This window comes from Streptomyces sp. NPDC047017 (genome assembly GCF_040644175.1).
Lineage (GTDB): Bacteria > Actinomycetota > Actinomycetes > Streptomycetales > Streptomycetaceae > Streptomyces.
Window position 1 is genome coordinate 1 of record NZ_JBEYVW010000033.1, and the last position, 19950, is coordinate 19950.

Here is a 19950-nt window from a genome sequence, read left to right on the forward strand (position 1 = left end):
AAACGCTCGGCTGGAAAACACCAGCCGAGCGCCTGCGTGATCTACTGACGGCCACATAAGCCATCAGGTGTTGCGAGGACCCCAAGAATCCGCCGTGCGGGTCAGGGGGCGCCGTCGGGCTTTCAGTGAGCCGTCACTTCACCGGCTCGGGCTCCGGTGCGTTCTCGCTCTCCGCCTCGCCGGCCGGGTCGACCGGGGTCCTGACGGAGTCGAGCAGGAGCTGGGCGACGTCGACGACCTGGATGGACTCCTTGGCCTTGCCGTCGTTCTTCTTGCCGTTGACCGAGTCGGTCAGCATGACCAGGCAGAACGGGCAGGCGGTGGAGACGATGTCCGGGTTGAGGGAGAGGGCCTCGTCGACGCGCTCGTTGTTGATGCGCTTGCCGATCCGCTCCTCCATCCACATCCGGGCACCGCCGGCGCCGCAGCAGAAGCCGCGTTCCTTGTGGCGGTGCATCTCCTCGTTGCGCAGGCCGGGGACGCCGGCGATGATCTCGCGCGGCGGCGTGTAGATCTTGTTGTGGCGGCCCAGGTAGCAGGGGTCGTGGTAGGTGATGATGCCCTCGACCGGGGTGACCGGGACCAGCTTGCCCTCGTCGACCAGGTGCTGGAGCAGCTGGGTGTGGTGGATGACCTCGTAGTCGCCGCCGAGCTGCGGGTACTCGTTGCCGAGGGTGTTGAGGCAGTGCGGGCAGGTGGCGACGATCTTCTTCGCGGACTTCGGCTTGCGCGACTCCTCGGTCACCTTGCCGTCGTCGTCCACCTCCTCGCCGAAGGCGGCGTTGAGGGACATGACGTTCTCCATGCCGAGTTCCTGGAACAGGGGCTCGTTGCCCAGGCGGCGGGCGGAGTCGCCGGTGCACTTCTCGTCGCCGCCCATGATCGCGAACCTGACGCCCGCGATGTGCAGGAGTTCGGCGAACGCCTTCGTCGTTTTCTTGGCGCGGTCTTCCAGCGCGCCGGCGCAGCCGACCCAGTACAGGTACTCGACCTCGGAGAGGTCCTCGATGTCCTTGCCCACGACCGGGACCTCGAAGTCGACCTCCTTGGTCCACTCCAGGCGCTGCTTCTTGGCCAGGCCCCAGGGGTTGCCCTTCTTCTCCAGGTTCTTGAGCATCGTGCCCGCCTCGGAGGGGAAGGCGCTCTCGATCATCACCTGGTAGCGGCGCATGTCGACGATGTGGTCGACGTGCTCGATGTCCACCGGGCACTGCTCGACGCAGGCGCCGCAGGTGGTGCAGGACCACAGGACGTCCGGGTCGATGACGCCGTTCTCCTCGGCGGTGCCGATCAGCGGCCGCTCGGCCTCGGCCAGCGCCGCGGCCGGCACGTCCTTGAGGGCCTCCTCGGACGCCTTCTCCTCGCCCTCCATGGACTTGCCGCCGCCGGCGAGCAGGTAGGGCGCCTTGGCGTGCGCGTGGTCGCGCAGCGACATGATCAGCAGCTTCGGGGAGAGCGGCTTGCCCGTGTTCCAGGCCGGGCACTGGGACTGGCAGCGGCCGCACTCGGTGCAGGTGGAGAAGTCCAGCAGGCCCTTCCAGGAGAAGTGCTCGACCTGCGAGACGCCGAACACGTCGTCCTCACCGGGGTCGGTGAAGTCGATCGCCTTGCCGCCCGAGGTCATCGGCTGCAGCGCGCCCAGGGCCGTACCGCCGTCGGCCTCACGCTTGAACCAGATGTTCGGGAAGGCGAGGAAGCGGTGCCAGGCCACACCCATGTCGGTCTTGAGCGCCACCGTGATCATCCAGATGAACGAGGTGGCGATCTTCAGGCCGGCGAAGAAGTACGTGAGGTTCTGGAGGGTGGAGACGTCCATGTCCCGGAACCAGGCGACGACCGGGTACGAGATGAAGAAGGACGCCTCGTAGCCGTCGACGTGGTGCTGGGCGCCCTCCAGGGCGTGCAGCGTGAAGATGCAGACGCCGACGATCAGGATGACCGCCTCGACGAAGTACGCCTGGCCGAAGTTGGAGCCGGCGAAGCGGGACTTGCGGCCCGGCTTGTCGGGCCGGCTCAGCTGGCGGATCGCGATCAGGACCAGGATGCCGAGTGTCGTCATGGTGCCGAGGAACTCGACGAACATGTTGTACGGGGCCCAGTCGCCGATGACCGGCAGGATCCAGTCGGCCTTGAAGAGCTGGCCGATCGCGTTGACGATCGTCAGCAGCAGCGAGAAGAAGCCCACCGCCACGAACCAGTGCGCCACGCCCACGATGCCCCAGCGGTTCATCCGGGTGTGGCCGAGGAACTCCTTGGCCACGGTGACGGTGCGCTGTGCGGGTTCGTCGGTCCGGGTCCCGGCGGGTACGGACTGGCCGAGCCGCAGATAGGTGTAGATCTGCAGTACGGCGCGGCCGAACAGTGCCACGCCGACCACGATCAGGACCAGCGACACGATGATCGCGGCGAGTTGCATTGGGGCTCCTGTGAGGCGGCCTCGAAATTACTAAGCGGTAACTTATGCAGTCCGTTTGAGACTACCCCCATCCTCCGTAGCAATGTAGCCGGGCACGGGGTGATCTGAATCGCTGAGGGTCGCCTGACAAATCGCCGAGGGCCGCCTGGTGAGGAGGGTCCGTCCGGGTGCGGTGACGCCCGTACGGAGCCCTTTCCGGTGCCGGATCCTGGTCCGACCCTGGCCCGATCTTGTTCCGATCCTGTTCTGATCGTGTTATTCACACCCCATCGCCCGATATTCACCTAATTTAAGAACCGTGCTCTACGGGATCGCCACCGCCACCGCCGCCCTCTTCCTCGCCGCCGTGCTCTCGGCCCTGCTCCGGGTGCCCGCGCTGCGCCTGGGGCTGGTCGACCGGCGGCGCATGCGGCCGGTGCCGCTGCTCGGCGGGGTGGCCGTGGTGGGCAGCACCTGCCTGATCGCGGCGGCCGGCGGCTGGACCGGGGCCGCCCCGCTCAGCCACCCGGTGGGCAGGCTGCTGGCCGTGGGCGCCGGGGTCGCCGTCCTCGGGCTGGTCGCGGACGTGTGGCGGCTCAAGACACCGCTGCTGCTCGTCGGCACGGCCGTCGCGGCGGCCTGGGTGGTGCCGTACGACGAGACCGGGGTGCCCGCGGGCATCGCCGCCGTGCTCTGGATCGCCTGTGTGGCCGCCGCCTTCCGGGGGCTCGACCACGCCGACGGGCTGGCCGGCACGGTGGGGGTGATCACCGCGTTCGGCGCGGGCGTGTGCGCGGCGGCCGAGCTGATGGACGACCTGGCGGTGCTGCTGAGCGTGCTCGCCGCCGCCCTCACCGGCTTCCTGATGCACAACTGGCATCCCGCGCGGATCGCCTTCGGTGCCTGCGGCTCCCTGTTCACCGGGTTCGTGCTCGCCTCGTCGGCGGTGCTCGTCCGCACGGAGTACGACGCCGGCCCCACCGCGGCCGTGCTGTTCCCGCTCACCGCCACGGCTGTCGCCGACGCGGTGCTGGTCGTCCTCTCCCGGCGGCTGGCCGGGCGGCCGGTGCTGCGCCGCGGCCCCGACCACCTCGCGCACCGGCTGCGCCGGCTCGGCCTCACCCCGCCCGGGGCGACCGTCCTGATCGGGGTCTGCGCCTTCGCGACGGTGCTGGTCGGCGTCCTGGTGCACCTGGACTGCCTCGCCCCGGTGAGCGGCCTGTGGACGGCCGGCGCGGTGTCGGCGGCCGTCCTCGGGCTGCTGTGCGTACGGGTGTACGGGCCGCGCCGGCCCACCGGGACGCACGCCACCACCGCCACCGGGACCAGGACCTCGGCCGCCATCGGGACCAGGGCCTCGGCCGCCGATGCCTACGGCACCCGGACGCGGGCAGGCGGGAGAGGGGCGGCGGGGGTCCTGGGCACTCCCCGGTCCCCCGGAGGCGTACGGGACGCGCGGGCGTCGTCCGTACGGGAGGCGCGCGCGCCCGGGCGCGACCCGCGCACTCCGCCCTCCCCGCGGGCCTCCCGGACCCGGCGGCCGTACGACCTCCAGGACCCGGCGGACGCCGGACGCTCCTCCGGATACCCCGTACCGCCACCCCAGCAGACGGCATCGTCGCAGGTCAGGGAGTCCTTGCGTGTAAGGGATGGATAAGACTTGAGTCTGGTGGACTCAGGTCTGTTGACCCCGGCGCCGCCGTCGTGCACACTTGAGCCTGTTGCACTCAAGTCAGCTGGAGGAATTCACCATGGCACGTGCGGTCGGCATCGACCTGGGCACGACTAACTCCGTCGTCAGCGTTCTCGAAGGCGGCGAGCCCACCGTCATCACCAACGCCGAGGGCGCCAGGACCACGCCGTCCGTCGTCGCCTTCGCCAAGAACGGCGAGGTGCTGGTCGGCGAGGTGGCCAAGCGCCAGGCCGTCACCAACGTCGACAGGACCATCCGGTCGGTCAAGCGCCACATGGGCACCGACTGGAAGATCAACCTGGACGGCAAGGACTTCAACCCGCAGCAGATCAGTGCCTTCGTGCTGCAGAAGCTGAAGCGGGACGCCGAGTCGTACCTGGGCGAGAAGGTGACCGACGCGGTCATCACCGTCCCGGCGTACTTCAACGACGCCGAGCGCCAGGCCACCAAGGAGGCCGGTGAGATCGCGGGCCTCAACGTGCTGCGCATCGTCAACGAGCCGACGGCGGCCGCCCTGGCGTACGGCCTCGACAAGGACGACCAGACGATCCTGGTCTTCGACCTCGGTGGCGGCACCTTCGACGTGTCCCTCCTGGAGATCGGCGACGGCGTCGTCGAGGTGAAGGCCACCAACGGCGACAACCACCTCGGTGGTGACGACTGGGACCAGCGCGTCGTCGACTACCTGGTCAAGCAGTTCCAGTCCGGCCACGGCGTGGACCTGTCCAAGGACAAGATGGCCCTCCAGCGCCTGCGCGAGGCGGCGGAGAAGGCCAAGATCGAGCTGTCCTCGTCCACCGAGACCTCGATCAACCTGCCCTACATCACGGCCTCCGCCGAGGGTCCGCTGCACCTGGACGAGAAGCTCACCCGGGCCCAGTTCCAGCAGCTGACGGCCGACCTGCTGGAGCGCTGCAAGACGCCGTTCCACAACGTCATCAAGGACGCCGGCATCTCGATCAACGAGATCGACCACGTCGTCCTGGTCGGCGGCTCCACCCGTATGCCCGCCGTCGCCGAGCTGGTCAAGGAGCTGACCGGCGGCAACGAGGCCAACAAGGGCGTGAACCCGGACGAGGTCGTCGCCATCGGCGCCGCCCTGCAGGCCGGTGTCCTCAAGGGCGAGGTCAAGGACGTCCTGCTGCTCGACGTCACCCCGCTGTCCCTCGGCATCGAGACCAAGGGCGGCATCATGACCAAGCTGATCGAGCGCAACACGACGATCCCGACCAAGCGCTCGGAGATCTTCACCACGGCCGAGGACAACCAGCCGTCGGTGCAGATCCAGGTCTACCAGGGCGAGCGCGAGATCGCGGCCTACAACAAGAAGCTCGGCATGTTCGAGCTGACCGGCCTGCCGCCGGCGCCGCGCGGCGTCCCGCAGATCGAGGTCGCCTTCGACATCGACGCCAACGGCATCATGCACGTGACCGCGAAGGACCTGGGCACGGGCAAGGAGCAGAAGATGACCGTCACCGGCGGCTCCTCGCTGCCGAAGGACGAGGTCGACCGCATGCGCCAGGAGGCCGAGAAGTACGCGGAGGAGGACCACGCCCGCCGCGAGGCCGCCGAGACCCGCAACCAGGGCGAGCAGCTCGTCTACCAGACCGAGAAGTTCCTCAAGGACAACGAGGACAAGGTCCCCGGCGAGATCAAGACCGAGGTCGAGGCGTCCGTCGCCGAGCTGAAGGAGAAGCTCAAGGGCGAGGACACCGCCGAGATCCGCACCGCCACGGAGAAGGTCGCCGCCGTCTCCCAGAAGCTCGGCCAGGCGATGTACGCCGACGCCCAGGGCGCGCAGGCCGCGGGCGGCGAGTCCGCCGCCGGCGCCGGTGAGGCCAAGGCCGACGACGACGTGGTGGACGCCGAGATCGTCGACGACGAGCGCAAGGACGGTGCCGCGTGACGGAGGAGACCCCGGGCTTCGACGAGCAGCAGCCCGACGTCCCCTCCGGCGCCACCTCCGACGACGCCGAGCCGAAGACCGCCCCCTCCGCCAAGGAGGAGGGGGCGGCCCCGGCCGGGGACGCCGCTCAGTCGGCCGGCCTGACGGCCCAGCTGGACCAGGCCCGTACCGCGCTCGGCGAGCGCACCGCGGACCTCCAGCGGCTCCAGGCCGAGTACCAGAACTACCGCCGCCGGGTGGAGCGCGACCGGATCGCGGTCAAGGAGATCGCCATCGCGAACCTCCTGACCGAGCTCCTGCCCGTGCTCGACGACATCGGGCGGGCGCGCGAACACGGCGAACTGGTGGGCGGTTTCAAGTCCGTCGGCGAGTCGCTGGAGTCCGTGGCGGCCAAGCTGGGACTGCAGCAGTTCGGCAAGGAGGGCGAGCCCTTCGACCCGACGATCCACGAAGCCCTGATGCACAGCTACGCGCCGGACGTCACCGAGACGACCTGCGTGGCGATCCTGCAGCCCGGGTACCGGATCGGCGAGCGCACCATCCGCCCCGCGCGGGTGGCGGTGGCCGAGCCGCAGCCGGGCGCGCAGCCGGCCAAGGCGGACGAGTCCGGCTCGGACAAGGCCGCCGAGAAGGCCGAGGACAAGGACAGCGGTGGCCCGGAGGAGGGCTGACGCGACAGGTGACGGCGCACGGGAGGAGGGACGTCGGGGATGAGTACCAAGGACTTCATCGAGAAGGACTTCTACAAGGTTCTCGGCGTCCCCAAGGACGCCACCGAGGCCGAGATCAAGAAGGCGTACCGCAAGCTCGCCCGCGAGTACCACCCGGACGCCAACAAGGGCAACACCAGGGCGGAGGAGCGCTTCAAGGAGATCTCCGAGGCGAACGACGTCCTCGGTGACCCCAAGAAGCGCAAGGAGTACGACGAGGCCCGCGCCCTGTTCGGCAACGGCGGCTTCCGTCCCGGTCCCGGGGCGGGCGGCGGCTCCTTCAACTTCGACCTCGGTGACCTCTTCGGGGGCGGCGGCGGTCAGGGCGGGGCCTCCGGCGGCTTCGGCGGCGGTATCGGTGACGTCTTCGGGGGCCTGTTCAACCGGGGCGGCGCGGGTGCGGGCACCCGGACCCAGCCGCGGCGCGGCCAGGACATCGAGTCCGAGGTCACGCTGAGCTTCACCGAGGCCATCGAGGGCGCCACGGTGCCGCTGCGGATGTCCTCGCAGCAGCCGTGCAAGGCGTGTTCGGGCACCGGCGACAAGAACGGCACGCCGCGGGTGTGCCCGACCTGTGTCGGCACCGGCCAGGTGGCGCGCGGCTCGGGCGGCGGTTTCTCGCTGACCGATCCGTGCCCGGACTGCAAGGGCCGCGGGCTGATCGCGGAGAACCCGTGCGAGGTCTGCAAGGGCTCCGGGCGGGCCAAGTCGTCCCGGACGATGCAGGTCCGCATCCCGGCCGGGGTGTCGGACGGGCAGCGCATCCGGCTGCGCGGCAAGGGCACACCGGGCGAGCGCGGCGGCCCGGCGGGCGATCTGTACGTGGTGGTGCACGTCGGCGAGCACCCGGTCTTCGGGCGCAAGGGCGACAACCTCACCGTCACCGTGCCGGTCACGTACCCGGAGGCCGCGCTCGGCGGCGAGGTCCGGGTGCCGACGCTGGGCGGGCCGCCGGTGACGCTCAAGCTGCCGCCGGGCACGCCGAACGGCCGGACGATGCGGGCCCGCGGCAAGGGCGCGGTCCGCAAGGACGGCTCCCGCGGGGACCTGCTGGTCACCGTCGAGGTGAGTGTCCCGAAGGACGTGTCGGGGAAGGCTCGTGACGCGCTGGAGGCGTATCGCGAGGCGACCGCGGGCGAGGACCCGCGGGCCGAGCTGTTCGAGGCCGCGAAGGGAGCATGACTCAGATGGACGGGCGCCGCCGCAATCCGTACGAACTGACGGAAGACACACCGGTGTACGTCATCTCCGTGGCGGCGCAGCTGTCCGGGCTGCACCCGCAGACCCTGCGCCAGTACGACCGGCTGGGCCTGGTCTCCCCGGACCGCACCGCCGGGCGGGGCCGCCGCTACTCGGCCCGCGACATCGAACTGCTCCGCCAGGTGCAGCAGTTGTCGCAGGACGAGGGCATCAACCTGGCCGGCATCAAGCGGATCATCGAACTGGAGAATCAGGTCGCCGCGCTGCAGTCCCGGGTCGCCGAACTCCAGTCGGCGCTGGAGGGCGCCGCGGCCACCATGCGCCAGCGCGAGGCCGCCGTGCACGCCTCCTACCGCCGGGACCTCGTCCCGTACCAGGAGGTCCAGCAGACCAGCGCCCTGGTCGTCTGGCGCCCCAAGCGCCTGCCGGACTGACCGGCACCCCGCACGCACGCGAAGGGCCCGGAGGCCACCTGCCTCCGGGCCCTTCCGCGCGCGTGCGCCCGCCGGGCCCGGGGGCCGCCGGGTCGGCGTCCGGCCGAGATCGTTCGGTCTGATGTGCGGTGGTTGAAGGGGATTGCAGGGGGTTCGGAAAAACCATTCGCGTGTGGTGTTGCCATCTCGTTAAGTGGTTCCGCTTGACGTCGGACGGCGGGGCCGCGTTGGCTTTTGAGCCACCTGGGGCGTAAAGCTGCGCCCGCGTCCGGAAGACACCAGAAGTGAGCACCTCGATGCGTCGTATCGCCCTAGCAGTGGCCGGGTCCACGCTGTCCTTGTCGCTGGCGGCCTGCGGGGTGCTCGGCGGCTCGGGGTCGAGCAGCAAGGCGAGCCCGGCCAAGGGCGACGACATGACCGTGGGGCTGCTGCTGCCGGAGACGGCGAACACGCGCTACGAGAAGTTCGACCACCCCATCATCAAGAACGAGGTCGCCGAACTGACCCACGGCAAGGGCCAGGTCGAGTACGCCAACGCCGGGGCGGACGGGAGCAGGCAGGCGACCCAGATGCAGAAGATGATCGACGACAAGGTCGACGTCATCCTGCTCGACGCCGTCGACTCGCACTCCATCGCGGGCGAGGTGAGCAAGGCCAAGGACGCCGGTATCCCGGTCATCGCCTACGACCGGCTCGCCGAGGGCCCGATCGACGCCTACGTCTCCTTCGACAACGAACTGGTCGGCGAGGTCCAGGGCCGCTCCCTGCTGGAGGCGCTGGGCTCCGGCGCCTCCAGCTCGTCCAGGATCGTCATGATCAACGGCTCGCCCACCGACCCGAACGCCAAGCAGTTCAAGGCGGGCGCCCTCGCGCAGTTCAACGGCAAGGTGACGATCGCCAAGTCCTACGACACCAAGGACTGGAAGGCGCAGAACGCCGAGGCCAACATGGACAAGGCGATCCGCGCGCTCGGCAAGGACAACATCGCCGGGGTGTACGCCGCCAACGACGGCATGGCCGGCGGCGTCATCAAGGCCCTGGAGGGCGCGGGCGTCACCAAGCTGCCGCCGATCACCGGCCAGGACGCCGAACTCGACGCCGTGCAGCGGATCGTGAGCGGCGAGCAGTACATGAGCGTGTACAAGTCCTACCCGACGGAGGCGCAGAACGCCGCCGAGATGGCCGTCGCCAAGGTGCAGGGCAAGGACATCGAGTTCGACTCGCTGACCCGGGACCGGGTGGACAGCCCGACCGTGCACGGCGTTCCCGCGCAGCTGGTCTCCGTCGTCGCCCTGACCAAGAAGAACATCCAGGAGACGGTCATCGCCGACGGCATCTACAAGAAGTCGGAGATCTGCACGTCCGCGTTCAGGTCGGCCTGTGCCGCGGCCGGGCTCGGCTGACCCCTCGGACGACCCTTTCGGGCAGTGTTTCCGGCGGGGGGCGTGACAGCGATGTCCACCGCGTTCACCTTGCTGCAACGCGCCGGACGGAGGCCCGGACACACCGGTCGATTAAGGGAGTTTCCGGTGCTCGCGCCGGAGGGAGCCGTGTTGCACAGCTGGTCCGGGCCGCGCATAGTTGCGCTGCGGACGACGCGGAAACCGGGGGTGTGATGGGCCATGGCCGGGCACGGGGCGCAGCAGCATCCGCACGGCGCCGACCGACTGTGCGAGGCGGGGGACCGCGTGTACTCCCGGGCCGTACGGCGTGGCCGTGTGCCGCGCGGCGACGCCGACCCGGTGCCCTGCCTGCTGGAACTGGCCCTGCTGCACCCTGACCCGGACGACATGGACTTCCTGGTGCCCACCGCCCCGCAGGAGGTCATGACCCGGCTGCTGCGGGAGATGTACGACGAGGTCAGCGAGAGCCACCGGCGGGTGGGCTCGGCGGTGGACGCCTTCGAGCGGTACGCGGGGCTCGGCCGCCAGGTGCGGCCGCCCGCCGCGGGCGTCGAGGGCACGGCGATCCGGGTCCTCGACGGACTCTCCCGTATCCAGGCGGCGATGGACGAGGCCACCCAGGCCTGCACCACGGAGGTGCTCACCGTCCAGCCCGGCGGCATCCGCCGCGAGCACGAGCTGTCGGAGGGGCTGCCGCGGGCGCTGGCGCTGCGCGGCCGCGGGGTGCGCATGCGCGACCTGTACACGCATGTGGCCCGGCACGGGCAGGGCCTGCTCACCTACCTGGAGCTGATGGGCGACGCGGTGGAGGCGCGCACCCTGGACGAGGTGATCGACCGGCTGATCCTGTTCGACCGCACGGTCGCCTTCGTGCCCGCCAACGCCGACCGCACGATGGCCCTGGAGCTGCGCCACCCGGCGCTGGTCGAGTATCTGGTCACCGTCTTCGAGCGGCTGTGGCGGCTGGCGATCCCGGTCACCGTCCCGCTGCCCGACACCGGCATCGAGGGCATCTCCCACCGCGAGCAGTCGATCGCGGCGCTGCTCGCGGAGGGCCACCAGGACGCGGTGATCGCCGAGCGGCTGGGCATCAGCGTGCGCACCTGCCGCGCCCACATCGCCCGGCTGTCGGAGACGCTGGGCGCGGCCAGCCGTACGCAGCTCGGTGTGCGGATCGCCCAGGCGGGGCTGGACGGGCCGCCGCGCGCGGGTGGTCCGGCCCCGGTCAGTGCCCTTGGCCGAGAATCCCGGATCGCCCGATGAGATAGCCGAGCTGGGCCCGGCTGGTGCTGCCGAGGGCGGCGGCCAGCTTGGCGATGTGCTCACGGGCGGTGCGGACGTTCAGGCCGAGGCGTTCGGCGATGACGGCGTCGGTGTGGCCCTCGACGAGGAGTCCGGCGATGGTCCGCTGGCGCGGGGTGATGCCGTCCGGGGACGGCTGCTCGGTGGCGCGCGGATGCATGGGCGTGCCGAGCCGCCACAGCCGCTCGAAGACGGTGACGAGGTACGAGATCAGCGCCGGGTGGCGGATTTCGAGGGCGCGGGCGCCGTCCGCGTCGGCGGGGGTGAAGGCGACCGCGCGGTCGATGACGAGGAGGCGGTCGGGGACCTCGTCGAGGGTGCGGACCCGCACGTCGCCGCGCAGCTGCTCGTAGCGGGACTGGGCGAGCGGCAGATGGCGCTGGGTGTGCTGGTAGAGGGTGCGGATGCGGCCGCCGCGGTCCAGCAGGCCCTGGTCGCGGACGAGGGCGATCGCCTCGCCGCGTTCGGCGCGTTCGCGGCCGCAGCGGCGCATGGGCGGCTGGATGGTGAGCAGTTCCCCGGTCGCCCGCTCCATGGCCTCGGTGATGGCCCGGTTGATCCGCTCGGTGCCCTCCAGGAGCCGGGCCACGGCGATGTCGCCCGCGGCTTCGGGCGGGACGGCCAGGCGCAGCAGTGGTTCGAAGGTCTCGGCGAGGCGTTCGCCGCGGCGGCGTTCGCCGGCGATGCGGTTCTCGCAGGCGCGCAGCAGCCGGTGCAGGGCGGTGGCCGGGCCGACGGGTTCGAGTACGCCGTCGTCGCCGGCCGCCGGGCGCAGCAGGCCGTGGGCGGCCAGGCAGGGGGCGGGGCCGGTCTCCCCGGCCGCGATCCGCCCGTGGCGCAGGGCGCGTTCGTACAGGACTGCTCCCGCCGGGCACAGGTCCTCCGGTCCGTGCTCCGGGTGCGGTGCCGGGCGCAACCGCGTCCTCCTTCCGGTCGTCCTTACGGTCGGGGGTTGTACGGTCGGGGGTTGTACGGTTCAGGGTCGTGCGGTTCGGGGCCGTGCGGTTCGGGGGCCTTAGGATTCGGGGTCCTGCTTGAGGATGCCCGAGCGGGCGATGAGGTAGCCGAGCTGGGCGCGGCTGCCGCTGCCCAGCGCGCCGGCCAGTTTGGCGATGTGGGCGCGGCAGGTGCGTACGTTCATGCCGAGGCGGCGGGCGATGGCCTCGTCGACGTGTCCCTCCACCAGGAGTTTGGCGATGGAGTGCTGGATGTCGGTGATGCCGTCGGGGGCGGTCTCGTAGGGGGTGCCCGCGCTCATCGGGACCGCCCGGTTCCACATGAACTCGAAGACCTTGATCAGGTAGCGGATGAGCCCGGGGTGGCGCAGCTCCAGCGCGACCTGCTGGTCGTCGCGGGTGGGGATGAAGGCGACGTCCTCGTCGCAGATGATCAGCCGCTCGACGAGTTCGTCGATGGTGCGGTACTCCACCTTGCCGTTGGACAGCTGGGCCACGTAGGCGAGCTTCTCGGGGTTGTACCGGGCGGTGTGCTGGTAGAGGCTGCGCACCCGTACGCCGCGGTCTATCAGCGGCCGGTCCCGCTCCAGCGCCTGCAGCAGCTGGCGTTCGGAGACGCGGTCGCTGGGCTGGACGGTGAGCAGCTGCATCCGGCACTGGGCCGTGGCCAGGTTGAGCGCCGCGTTGATCCGGTCGCCGCCCTCCAGCACCATGATGGCGTCGCTGGAGGCCGCCACCTGGGTGCTGAGCGCCATGAACGGCTCGAAGGCGTCGGCGAGTGCGATGGACAGCCGCCGGCGTTCGGATATCTCGCGTTCGATGGGCTGGAGGCGCTGGGCCAGCGCCACCGTGGGCGGCACGGGCCGCAGGCAGTCGGGATCGTCCGGATCGGGGTGGAGCAGGGCGAGGTCCACGAGGCACGGCACCAGCTCCGCCTCGGCGCGCGAGACGCGTCCCGAGCGCAGGGCTGTGGCGTAAAGGCGGCTTCCTTCTTCGCACAGCTCGGCCATTGGGTGGGGATGAGCCGCCTTATCCCGATTTGCCAACAAATCTCCACCCCCCAGGGTCCTGAACATGCAGGAACATGATGCACTGATTGTGTGGCCATGACGTGCCCGAATGAGCCATCGTCGTACGTGACGGGGGAAAAGGGGACCTTCAAGTGAGGACGAAGCCGATTATGCGTAACAGACTGCTTCGCTCGGTGCTTGTCGCCGCCTTCTCCGCCGTTGTGGCTCTTGGCGTGGTGGGCGGCTTCCACGAAGCGAAGAGTGATGTTCAGGCCAACACCCAGTGGCCGGCGGTGGCCGTGTCCGCGCAGACGGCCGGCGGTGCGGGGCACGCGGCCCTGGGAGCCGGGAGTTGATGTGACCACGCCACCCGACGACCGTTCCTTCCGCCGTGAAATGGCGACCGCCTACCGCTCCGGCTGGCACTTCATCGACCTGATCACCGCCATCCCCCACAGTGGTGACTCGCTGATGGTGACCGTCTTCGGCGAGCCGGTCGTGGTCACGCGGGACGAGGACGGAGACGTACGGGCCTACCGGTGCCTGCGGCGTCCTCGGGGGGCGCCGCAGCCCGTACGGTGTGCCATCCGCTACGGCATGATCTTCGTGAACCTGGACCAGCGGGACCATCGGCAGGTGGCGCCGGAGCCCGCCGACATCAGGACCATCTCAGCCACCCCCCGCAGTGCCTGACGCGATTCCCCCGTCGTAAAAGATCGCTCAGGCGCTTCCCCCCGCAGCGGCGTCACCGTGACCTGAACACGGTGACGCCGCTGCAGTTTTCCCGTCGTTCCGTCCGGAGATCTCCCGGTATCGGCGGAATCGAGCTGTGGCTGGAAATGGCCCCTCATTCGTCCCCTCTTCCCCAGTTCCGCGTCTTCTCCACCCCGCCCTCCGGCTGCCACTGCCGTCGGGGGCGGGGTGGTCGGCGTGCGCGGGGTACCGCCCTTGCGGCGGCCGGCTCCGCCGGTGGCTCGCCGGCTCGCGAGCGGAAACGGCGCGGCTCGTGCCCGGAAACGGTTTCGCATCAACCTTGAGTGGAATAGACTCAACTTTGTACACGTTGACTGAGTCAGTACCGGGAGATGTGGCAGACCGCTCACGCCGAGGAGGAGAGAAGCGACCGTGGACGCCGAGCTGACCAACAGGAGCCGGGACGCCATTCAGGCGGCCGGCAACCGGGCCGTGACCGGGGGACACCCCGACCTGACCCCCGCCCACCTGCTGCTCGCGCTGCTGGAGGGGCAGGACAACGAGAACATCATCGACCTGCTGTCGGCCGTCGACGCCGACCAGGCGTCGGTCCGCGCGGGCGCCGAACGCGTCCTGGCGGCACTGCCCAGTGTGACCGGGTCCACCGTCGCGCCGCCGCAGCCGAACCGCGAGCTGCTGGCCGCGATCGCGGACGCGCAGAACCGGGCGCGGGACCTGGGCGACGACTACCTGTCCACCGAGCACCTGCTGATCGGCGTCGCCGCGAAGGGCGGCGCGGCCGGTGAGATGCTCACCGGGCAGGGCGCGAGTGCGAAGAAGCTGCAAGAGGCGTTCCAGAAGGCGAGGGGAGGGCGCCGGGTGACCACACCCGACCCCGAGGGCCAGTACAAGGCCCTGGAGAAGTTCGGCACCGACTTCACCGCGGCGGCGCGGGAGGGCAAGCTGGACCCGGTCATCGGCCGGGACCAGGAGATCCGCCGTGTCGTGCAGGTGCTGTCGCGGCGTACGAAGAACAACCCGGTCCTCATCGGTGAGCCCGGCGTCGGCAAGACCGCCGTCGTCGAGGGGCTCGCCCAGCGGATCGTCAAGGGTGACGTGCCCGAGTCCCTCAAGGACAAGCGGCTGGTCTCCCTGGACCTCGGGGCGATGGTCGCGGGCGCGAAGTACCGCGGCGAGTTCGAGGAGCGGCTGAAGACCGTCCTGGCCGAGATCAAGGACTCCGACGGCCAGATCATCACCTTCATCGACGAGCTGCACACCGTCGTGGGCGCGGGCGCCGGCGGCGACTCCGCGATGGACGCGGGCAACATGCTCAAGCCGATGCTGGCCCGCGGCGAACTGCGCATGGTCGGCGCGACCACGCTCGACGAGTACCGCGAGCGGATCGAGAAGGACCCGGCGCTGGAGCGGCGCTTCCAGCAGGTGCTGGTGGCCGAGCCCAGCGTGGAGGACTCCGTCGCGATCCTGCGCGGGCTCAAGGGCCGCTACGAGGCCCACCACAAGGTGCAGATCAACGACTCCGCGCTGGTGTCCGCCGCGACCCTGTCCGACCGCTACATCACCTCCCGCTTCCTGCCCGACAAGGCCATCGACCTGGTCGACGAGGCCGCCTCCCGGCTGCGCATGGAGATCGACTCCTCGCCGGTCGAGATCGACGAACTCCAGCGCGCCGTCGACCGGCTGCGCATGGAGGAGCTGGCGCTCGACAAGGAGACCGACGCCGCCTCGCGCGAGCGGCTGGACAAGCTGCGCCGCGACCTCGCCGACAAGGAGGAGGAGCTGCGCGGCCTGACCGCCCGCTGGGAGAAGGAGAAGCAGTCCCTCAACCGGGTCGGTGAGCTGAAGGAGAAGCTGGACGACCTGCGCGGCCAGGCCGAACGGGCCCAGCGCGACGGCGACTTCGACACCGCCTCCAAGCTGCTGTACGCGGAGATCCCGGAGCTGGAGAAGGAGCTGGAGGCCGCCTCGCGCGCCGAGGAGGAGGCCGCCAAGGACACCATGGTCAAGGAGGAGGTCGGCCCCGACGACATCGCCGACGTGGTCGCCTCCTGGACCGGCATCCCGGCCGGCCGCCTGCTGGAGGGCGAGACGCAGAAGCTGCTGCGCATGGAGGACGAGATCGGCAGGCGGCTGATCGGGCAGGGCGAGGCCGTGCGCGCCGTCTCGGACGCGGTGCGCCGCAGCCGCGCGGGCATCGCGGACCCGGACCGGCCCACCGGCTCGTTCCTCTTCCTCGGCCCCACCGGTGTCGGCAAGACCGAGCTGGCCAAGGCGCTCGCCGACTTCCTCTTCGACGACGAGCGGGCGATGGTCCGCATCGACATGTCGGAGTACGGCGAGAAGCACAGCGTGGCCCGGCTGGTCGGCGCCCCGCCCGGGTACGTCGGCTACGAGGAGGGCGGCCAGCTCACCGAGGCGGTCCGCCGGCGCCCGTACAGCGTGGTGCTCCTGGACGAGGTGGAGAAGGCGCACCCGGAGGTCTTCGACATCCTGCTCCAGGTGCTCGACGACGGCCGCCTCACCGACGGCCAGGGCCGCACGGTCGACTTCCGCAACACCATCCTGGTGCTCACCTCCAACCTGGGCAGCCAGTTCCTGGTGGACCCCCTGACGAGCGAGGCGGAGAAGAAGGAACAGGTCCTGGAGGTGGTCCGGGCCTCCTTCAAGCCGGAGTTCCTCAACCGCCTGGACGATCTGGTGGTCTTCTCCGCCCTCACCAAGGACGAGCTGAGCCGGATCGCGAAGCTCGCCATCGACCGGCTGGCCAAGCGGCTCGCGGAGCGGCGCCTGACGCTGGACGTCACGCCGGAGGCGCTGGTGTGGCTCGCCGACGAGGGCATGGACCCGGCCTACGGCGCCCGCCCGCTGCGCCGCCTGGTGCAGACCGCGATCGGCGACCGGCTCGCCCGGGAGATCCTCTCCGGCGAGATCAAGGACGGCGACACGGTCCGCGTCGACCGCTTCGGTGAGGGGCTGATCGTGGGCCCGGCCGCGGGCAAGACCCTGTGACGGCACCCGCGCCCCGCTGACCGGGGACGACGGCCCGCCCGCCCGGATCGCCGGAGGGGCGGGCCGTCGCGTTCACCGGAGGGGCGGGCCCGCCGCGGTTCAGCAGGTGTGCGGTCAGTGAGCCGTCCCGCCGGTGTCATGGGACGGTGTCGGTTCCGGGCCGCAGGGGGTACCCGGCATACGGCCGCCCGGGGTGACCGGATCGTGTCAGCCCAGGGCTGACAGGCCCGCCGGGGCTTGCCACGCCCCTCCCCGCATGGGGGAGGATGGCGGGATCCGTACGAAGGGAAAAACACGGTGAGCATCGACCCGTCCTCGATTCCGAACTTCGGGGGCCAGCCCGAGCCGCAGCCCCAAGGACCGGCGGGCCCCGTCGTCCCGGACCAGGATCTCGTGAAGCAGCTCCTGGACCAGATGGAACTCAAGCACCTCGTCGACGAGGAGGGTGACCTCGTCGCGCCGTGGGAGCAGTTCCGTACGTACTTCATGTTCCGCGGCGAGGACGACCAGCAGGTCTTCTCGGTACGGACGTTCTACGACCGCCCCCACAAGATCGACGAGAAGCCCCAGCTGCTGGAGGCCATCGACGACTGGAACCGGCGCACCCTGTGGCCCAAGGTCTACACGCACACCCACGACGACGGCACCGTCCGCCTCATCGGCGAGGCGCAGATGCTGATCGGCATGGGCGTGAGCATCGAGCACTTCGTGTCCTCGACGGTCAGCTGGGTGCGGGCCGCCCTGGAGTTCGACCGCTGGCTGGTCGAGCAGCTCGGCATCGAGGAGCAGATCGACGAGACGGACACGCCGGAGGACGGCGAGGCGTAGCAGGACCGGCCCCCGGGCTGTCCGGCCGTCTACAGCGGCGTACGGGTGATCGCGAGCAGGTACGCCCCGTAAGCGAACGAGAGCCCGGCCAGGGCGCAGGCCGTCACGGCCGCGTGCCAGGGCCGGGCTCTCGCCGTGCGCACCAGGGCCCGCGCGAGCGGCAGCAGCAGCGGGAAGGCGGGCAGCAGGAAGCGCGGCTTGCACTGGAAGAAGCCCGAGCCGCCGCAGGCCACCGCGAGCAGTACGCCGCTGTAGACGGCCAGCGCCAGGGGCGCGCGGTCCAGCAGGAGCAGCGCGTACAGCAGTACGCCCGCCGCCACCAGCACCAGCGCGCCGAAGAACAGGAACGCCTCGCGCTGCAGCAGCAGGTGCTTGACGAACCGCAGGGCGCCCACGCCGAAGTCGAAGCGCGACCCCCACAGCCGTTGCAGCCGCAGGTAGCCGCGCAGCGGGTCACCGGTGCGCCGGCCCACCCACAGCACGTACCCGGCCCAGCCCAGCGGGGCGAGCGCGGCGCCCGTCCACAGCCTGGGGGAAACCCGGCCGCGGCCCCGCCACACCGCCGCGCCCGCCGCCGCGAGCACCGCCGCCGCCACCGCGAACCCGTTGGGCCGGGACAGCCCCGCCAGCGCGGCCAGGGCGCCCGCCCACACCCAGCGCCCGGTGAGCACCGCGTACAGCGACCAGGCGGCGCAGGCGGTGAGCAGCGACTCGCTGTAGCCCATCGACAGCACCACCGAGTGCGGCAGCAGCCCCCACAGCACGGCCAGGGCGGTGCCGACGGCCCGGCCGTACAGCCGGGCGCCGACCGCGTGGATCCCGGCGGCGGCCACCGCCGCGGCCGACCAGGCCACCACCAGCCCGGCCGCGCCGCCGCCCAGCGGGAACAGCAGCCGCACCGCCCGGACCAGCGCCGGGTAGAGCGGGAAGAAGGCCAGGTCGTCGTGGACGACACCGGGGCCGGGGTGCTCGACGGCGCCGTAGCCGTGGGCGGCGATCCGCAGGTACCACCGGGAGTCCCAGGAGCGGCCGAGCAGGGCGAGCGGGTGCTCGCCGTGATGCCACGCGGCCAGCGCGAACACCGCCACCCCGGCGGCCCGGACCGCGGTGAACAGCACGGCGGCCGTGACGAGGGGCCGCAGCCTGACCGCTGCGGCGACGTCCGGCTCGACGGCGGGCGGGGTGGCCGGTGAGAGGGTGTCGGCACTGGTCACAGGGGAATGGTGCGGGACGAAGCGGGCGGACGGTGTCATTGTCCGCGGGCCCGCGCGCGTCCGGCGGACACCCGGCTCCGCCGCCCTCCTTCGGTCCGCCGGGGCCTTGCGGCTCCCTCGGCCTGCCAGGACCTCGGGGCTCCCTCAGCCCGCCAGGGCCTTGAGGCGCTGGGCCGCCTCCTCCAGGACGGGGATCCGCTTGCAGAGGGTGAAGACGTGCGCATCGAAGGCCGGACAGTCTCCCTTGAAATCAGATCGTGATCTGAGTAAGCTCTGATTATGTCTACCGTGCGTCTGGAAGCAGAAACGGAATCCGTCTCCTTCACCGATCTCTCCCGCAATCCCAAAGGTGTCGCCGCCAGAGCTGCTGCCCTGGGACGGCTTCGGGTCACCCATCGGGACGCGCCGGACATGGTGCTGACCACGGCTGTACGCGCGGAGGGTGTGGAGGAGAATCTGACCACCGCCTCGCGGCTCTTCCTTGCACTGATGAAGCAGGACGACGGTGCCAGGGCGCTCCTCCTCGCACTGCCCGAGGTGTTTCCCTGGGCGCGACACCTGGACGCGGAAGAGGTTCGGGCTTTCACTGTCGAGCTTCTTGAAGCGCTGTCGGACGCCGCCGAACTAGGGGCGGGGGAGGCTGTGCACCGCGCGATCGTCTCCTGGCGCGCCACGGCACGCATCAATGCCGATCCCGAGCAGCTCAAGGAATCGCTGCGTCCGCTCGATGGTGATGACCTCGGTCAGGTCGAGGTGCGTGGGTGAGCCCGAAGAAAGGAGACCGAGTGAGCGTTCCGCCCCTCAACGGGTGGAACGTCGTCTTCGGGACCACAGAGGCGGTGACGGGCTGGGAGGAACTGTGTCGCGTGGCCCTGCCGAGCGCGCATCGCTGCCTGGACGCTCTCCGGAGCGACCCCCTGACCCGGTCCAACTGGAATCGCCAGCATCAGTTGCGCGGCAGGCACGCCACCAAAGTGTGGAAGGGTTCCGACCTGGACCAGTGGGAGTACGAGGTCACCAGCGGTGGTCGAGTGCGCTACCTGGTCAGCGCGGAGACTTCCACCGTGATCCTCGTGTACGCCTCCCCGCGACATCCCAAAGACACTGAGTGAACCGTGGTCGCTTCGGGAGCGGGGCTGGAGCAGGTCCCGCACCCGGAGCGAACCGGCGGCGCTC

Annotated in this window: 16 protein-coding genes; 12 read left to right on the plus strand and 4 right to left on the minus strand. The window is 70.6% G+C overall.

Going from position 1 to position 19950, the window contains the following annotated elements:
- Nucleotides 1-133 precede the first annotated feature (133 nt).
- Nucleotides 134-2416 (minus strand): (Fe-S)-binding protein, encoded by a 2283-nt coding sequence (locus tag ABZ858_RS35695; protein ID WP_361388671.1) that lies wholly within the window; start codon nt 2414-2416, stop codon nt 134-136.
- 298 nt (nt 2417-2714) lie between these two features.
- On the opposite strand from ABZ858_RS35695, the gene ABZ858_RS35700 reads away from it, so the two are divergent.
- The 7 genes from ABZ858_RS35700 to ABZ858_RS35730 all read left to right on the plus strand — a co-directional run bounded on the left by ABZ858_RS35700 (nt 2715) and on the right by ABZ858_RS35730 (nt 11004).
- Complete coding sequence (locus ABZ858_RS35700) at nt 2715-4052, plus strand: MraY family glycosyltransferase (RefSeq protein ID WP_361388674.1); 1338 nt, start codon at nt 2715-2717, stop codon at nt 4050-4052.
- 94 nt (nt 4053-4146) lie between these two features.
- Complete coding sequence (gene dnaK, locus ABZ858_RS35705) at nt 4147-5994, plus strand: molecular chaperone DnaK (protein ID WP_361388677.1); 1848 nt, start codon at nt 4147-4149, stop codon at nt 5992-5994.
- Nucleotides 5991-6665, plus strand: coding sequence for a nucleotide exchange factor GrpE (gene grpE, locus ABZ858_RS35710; RefSeq protein WP_361388680.1), 675 nt, complete (start codon nt 5991-5993; stop codon nt 6663-6665). Before dnaK ends, grpE begins: the two co-directional genes overlap by 4 nt.
- 39 nt (nt 6666-6704) lie before the next feature.
- On the plus strand, nt 6705-7886 hold the full coding sequence (dnaJ, locus tag ABZ858_RS35715; RefSeq protein ID WP_361388683.1) for a molecular chaperone DnaJ: 1182 nt from the start codon (nt 6705-6707) through the stop codon (nt 7884-7886).
- Between the two features lie 5 nt (nt 7887-7891).
- Nucleotides 7892-8338 carry a helix-turn-helix domain-containing protein gene (locus tag ABZ858_RS35720; RefSeq protein WP_361388806.1) on the plus strand — a complete coding sequence of 149 codons (447 nt, stop codon included), beginning with the start codon at nt 7892-7894 and terminating at the stop codon, nt 8336-8338.
- A 296-nt stretch (nt 8339-8634) separates the two neighbouring features.
- A complete protein-coding gene (locus ABZ858_RS35725) occupies nt 8635-9741 on the plus strand; it encodes a substrate-binding domain-containing protein (protein WP_361388809.1) in 1107 nt (368 codons plus the stop codon).
- A 219-nt stretch (nt 9742-9960) separates the two neighbouring features.
- The gene (locus ABZ858_RS35730; protein WP_361388686.1) at nt 9961-11004 is read left to right on the plus strand and encodes a helix-turn-helix transcriptional regulator; all 1044 of its coding nucleotides are present in this window, start codon (nt 9961-9963) and stop codon (nt 11002-11004) included.
- On the opposite strand, the gene ABZ858_RS35735 is transcribed toward ABZ858_RS35730, so the two are convergent.
- Together ABZ858_RS35735 and ABZ858_RS35740 are read right to left on the minus strand one after the other, a co-directional pair.
- Nucleotides 10967-11959 (minus strand): helix-turn-helix transcriptional regulator, encoded by a 993-nt coding sequence (locus ABZ858_RS35735; protein WP_361388689.1) that lies wholly within the window; start codon nt 11957-11959, stop codon nt 10967-10969. The two genes, ABZ858_RS35730 and ABZ858_RS35735, sit on opposite strands and share 38 nt — an antisense overlap.
- A gap of 99 nt (nt 11960-12058) precedes the next feature.
- Nucleotides 12059-13009 carry a helix-turn-helix transcriptional regulator gene (locus ABZ858_RS35740; protein WP_361388692.1) on the minus strand — a complete coding sequence of 317 codons (951 nt, stop codon included), beginning with the start codon at nt 13007-13009 and terminating at the stop codon, nt 12059-12061.
- A gap of 357 nt (nt 13010-13366) precedes the next feature.
- Here ABZ858_RS35740 and ABZ858_RS35745 point away from each other — a divergent pair, with 357 nt between their 5' ends.
- The 3 genes from ABZ858_RS35745 to ABZ858_RS35755 all read left to right on the plus strand — a co-directional run bounded on the left by ABZ858_RS35745 (nt 13367) and on the right by ABZ858_RS35755 (nt 17560).
- A complete protein-coding gene (locus tag ABZ858_RS35745) occupies nt 13367-13702 on the plus strand; it encodes a hypothetical protein (RefSeq protein ID WP_361388695.1) in 336 nt (111 codons plus the stop codon).
- Between the two features lie 432 nt (nt 13703-14134).
- The gene (gene clpB / locus ABZ858_RS35750; protein WP_361388698.1) at nt 14135-16732 is read left to right on the plus strand and encodes an ATP-dependent chaperone ClpB; all 2598 of its coding nucleotides are present in this window, start codon (nt 14135-14137) and stop codon (nt 16730-16732) included.
- Nucleotides 16733-17029: 297 nt separating this feature from the next.
- Nucleotides 17030-17560 carry a YbjN domain-containing protein gene (locus ABZ858_RS35755; protein ID WP_361388701.1) on the plus strand — a complete coding sequence of 177 codons (531 nt, stop codon included), beginning with the start codon at nt 17030-17032 and terminating at the stop codon, nt 17558-17560.
- A gap of 29 nt (nt 17561-17589) precedes the next feature.
- Here ABZ858_RS35755 and ABZ858_RS35760 read toward each other — a convergent pair whose 3' ends face one another.
- Nucleotides 17590-18648: a hypothetical protein gene (locus ABZ858_RS35760; RefSeq protein WP_361388812.1), complete on the minus strand. Its 1059-nt coding sequence runs from the start codon at nt 18646-18648 to the stop codon at nt 17590-17592.
- A 405-nt stretch (nt 18649-19053) separates the two neighbouring features.
- On the opposite strand from ABZ858_RS35760, the gene ABZ858_RS35765 reads away from it, so the two are divergent.
- Together ABZ858_RS35765 and ABZ858_RS35770 are read left to right on the plus strand one after the other, a co-directional pair.
- A complete protein-coding gene (locus ABZ858_RS35765; protein WP_361388704.1) occupies nt 19054-19539 on the plus strand; it encodes a prevent-host-death family protein in 486 nt (161 codons plus the stop codon).
- A gap of 20 nt (nt 19540-19559) precedes the next feature.
- Complete coding sequence (locus ABZ858_RS35770; RefSeq protein WP_361388707.1) at nt 19560-19886, plus strand: hypothetical protein; 327 nt, start codon at nt 19560-19562, stop codon at nt 19884-19886.
- Nucleotides 19887-19950 lie beyond the last annotated feature (64 nt).

Coding starts and splice junctions, on each gene's coding strand:
- ABZ858_RS35695 (WP_361388671.1), bottom strand. CDS start 2,416: ATGCAACTCGCCGCGATCATCGTGTCGCTGGTCCTGATCGTGGTCGGC.
- dnaK (WP_361388677.1), top strand. CDS start 4,147: ATGGCACGTGCGGTCGGCATCGACCTGGGCACGACTAACTCCGTCGTC.
- dnaJ (WP_361388683.1), top strand. CDS start 6,705: ATGAGTACCAAGGACTTCATCGAGAAGGACTTCTACAAGGTTCTCGGC.
- ABZ858_RS35720 (WP_361388806.1), top strand. CDS start 7,892: ATGGACGGGCGCCGCCGCAATCCGTACGAACTGACGGAAGACACACCG.
- ABZ858_RS35725 (WP_361388809.1), top strand. CDS start 8,635: ATGCGTCGTATCGCCCTAGCAGTGGCCGGGTCCACGCTGTCCTTGTCG.
- ABZ858_RS35730 (WP_361388686.1), top strand. CDS start 9,961: ATGGCCGGGCACGGGGCGCAGCAGCATCCGCACGGCGCCGACCGACTG.
- ABZ858_RS35740 (WP_361388692.1), bottom strand. CDS start 13,009: ATGGCCGAGCTGTGCGAAGAAGGAAGCCGCCTTTACGCCACAGCCCTG.
- ABZ858_RS35765 (WP_361388704.1), top strand. CDS start 19,054: ATGTCTACCGTGCGTCTGGAAGCAGAAACGGAATCCGTCTCCTTCACC.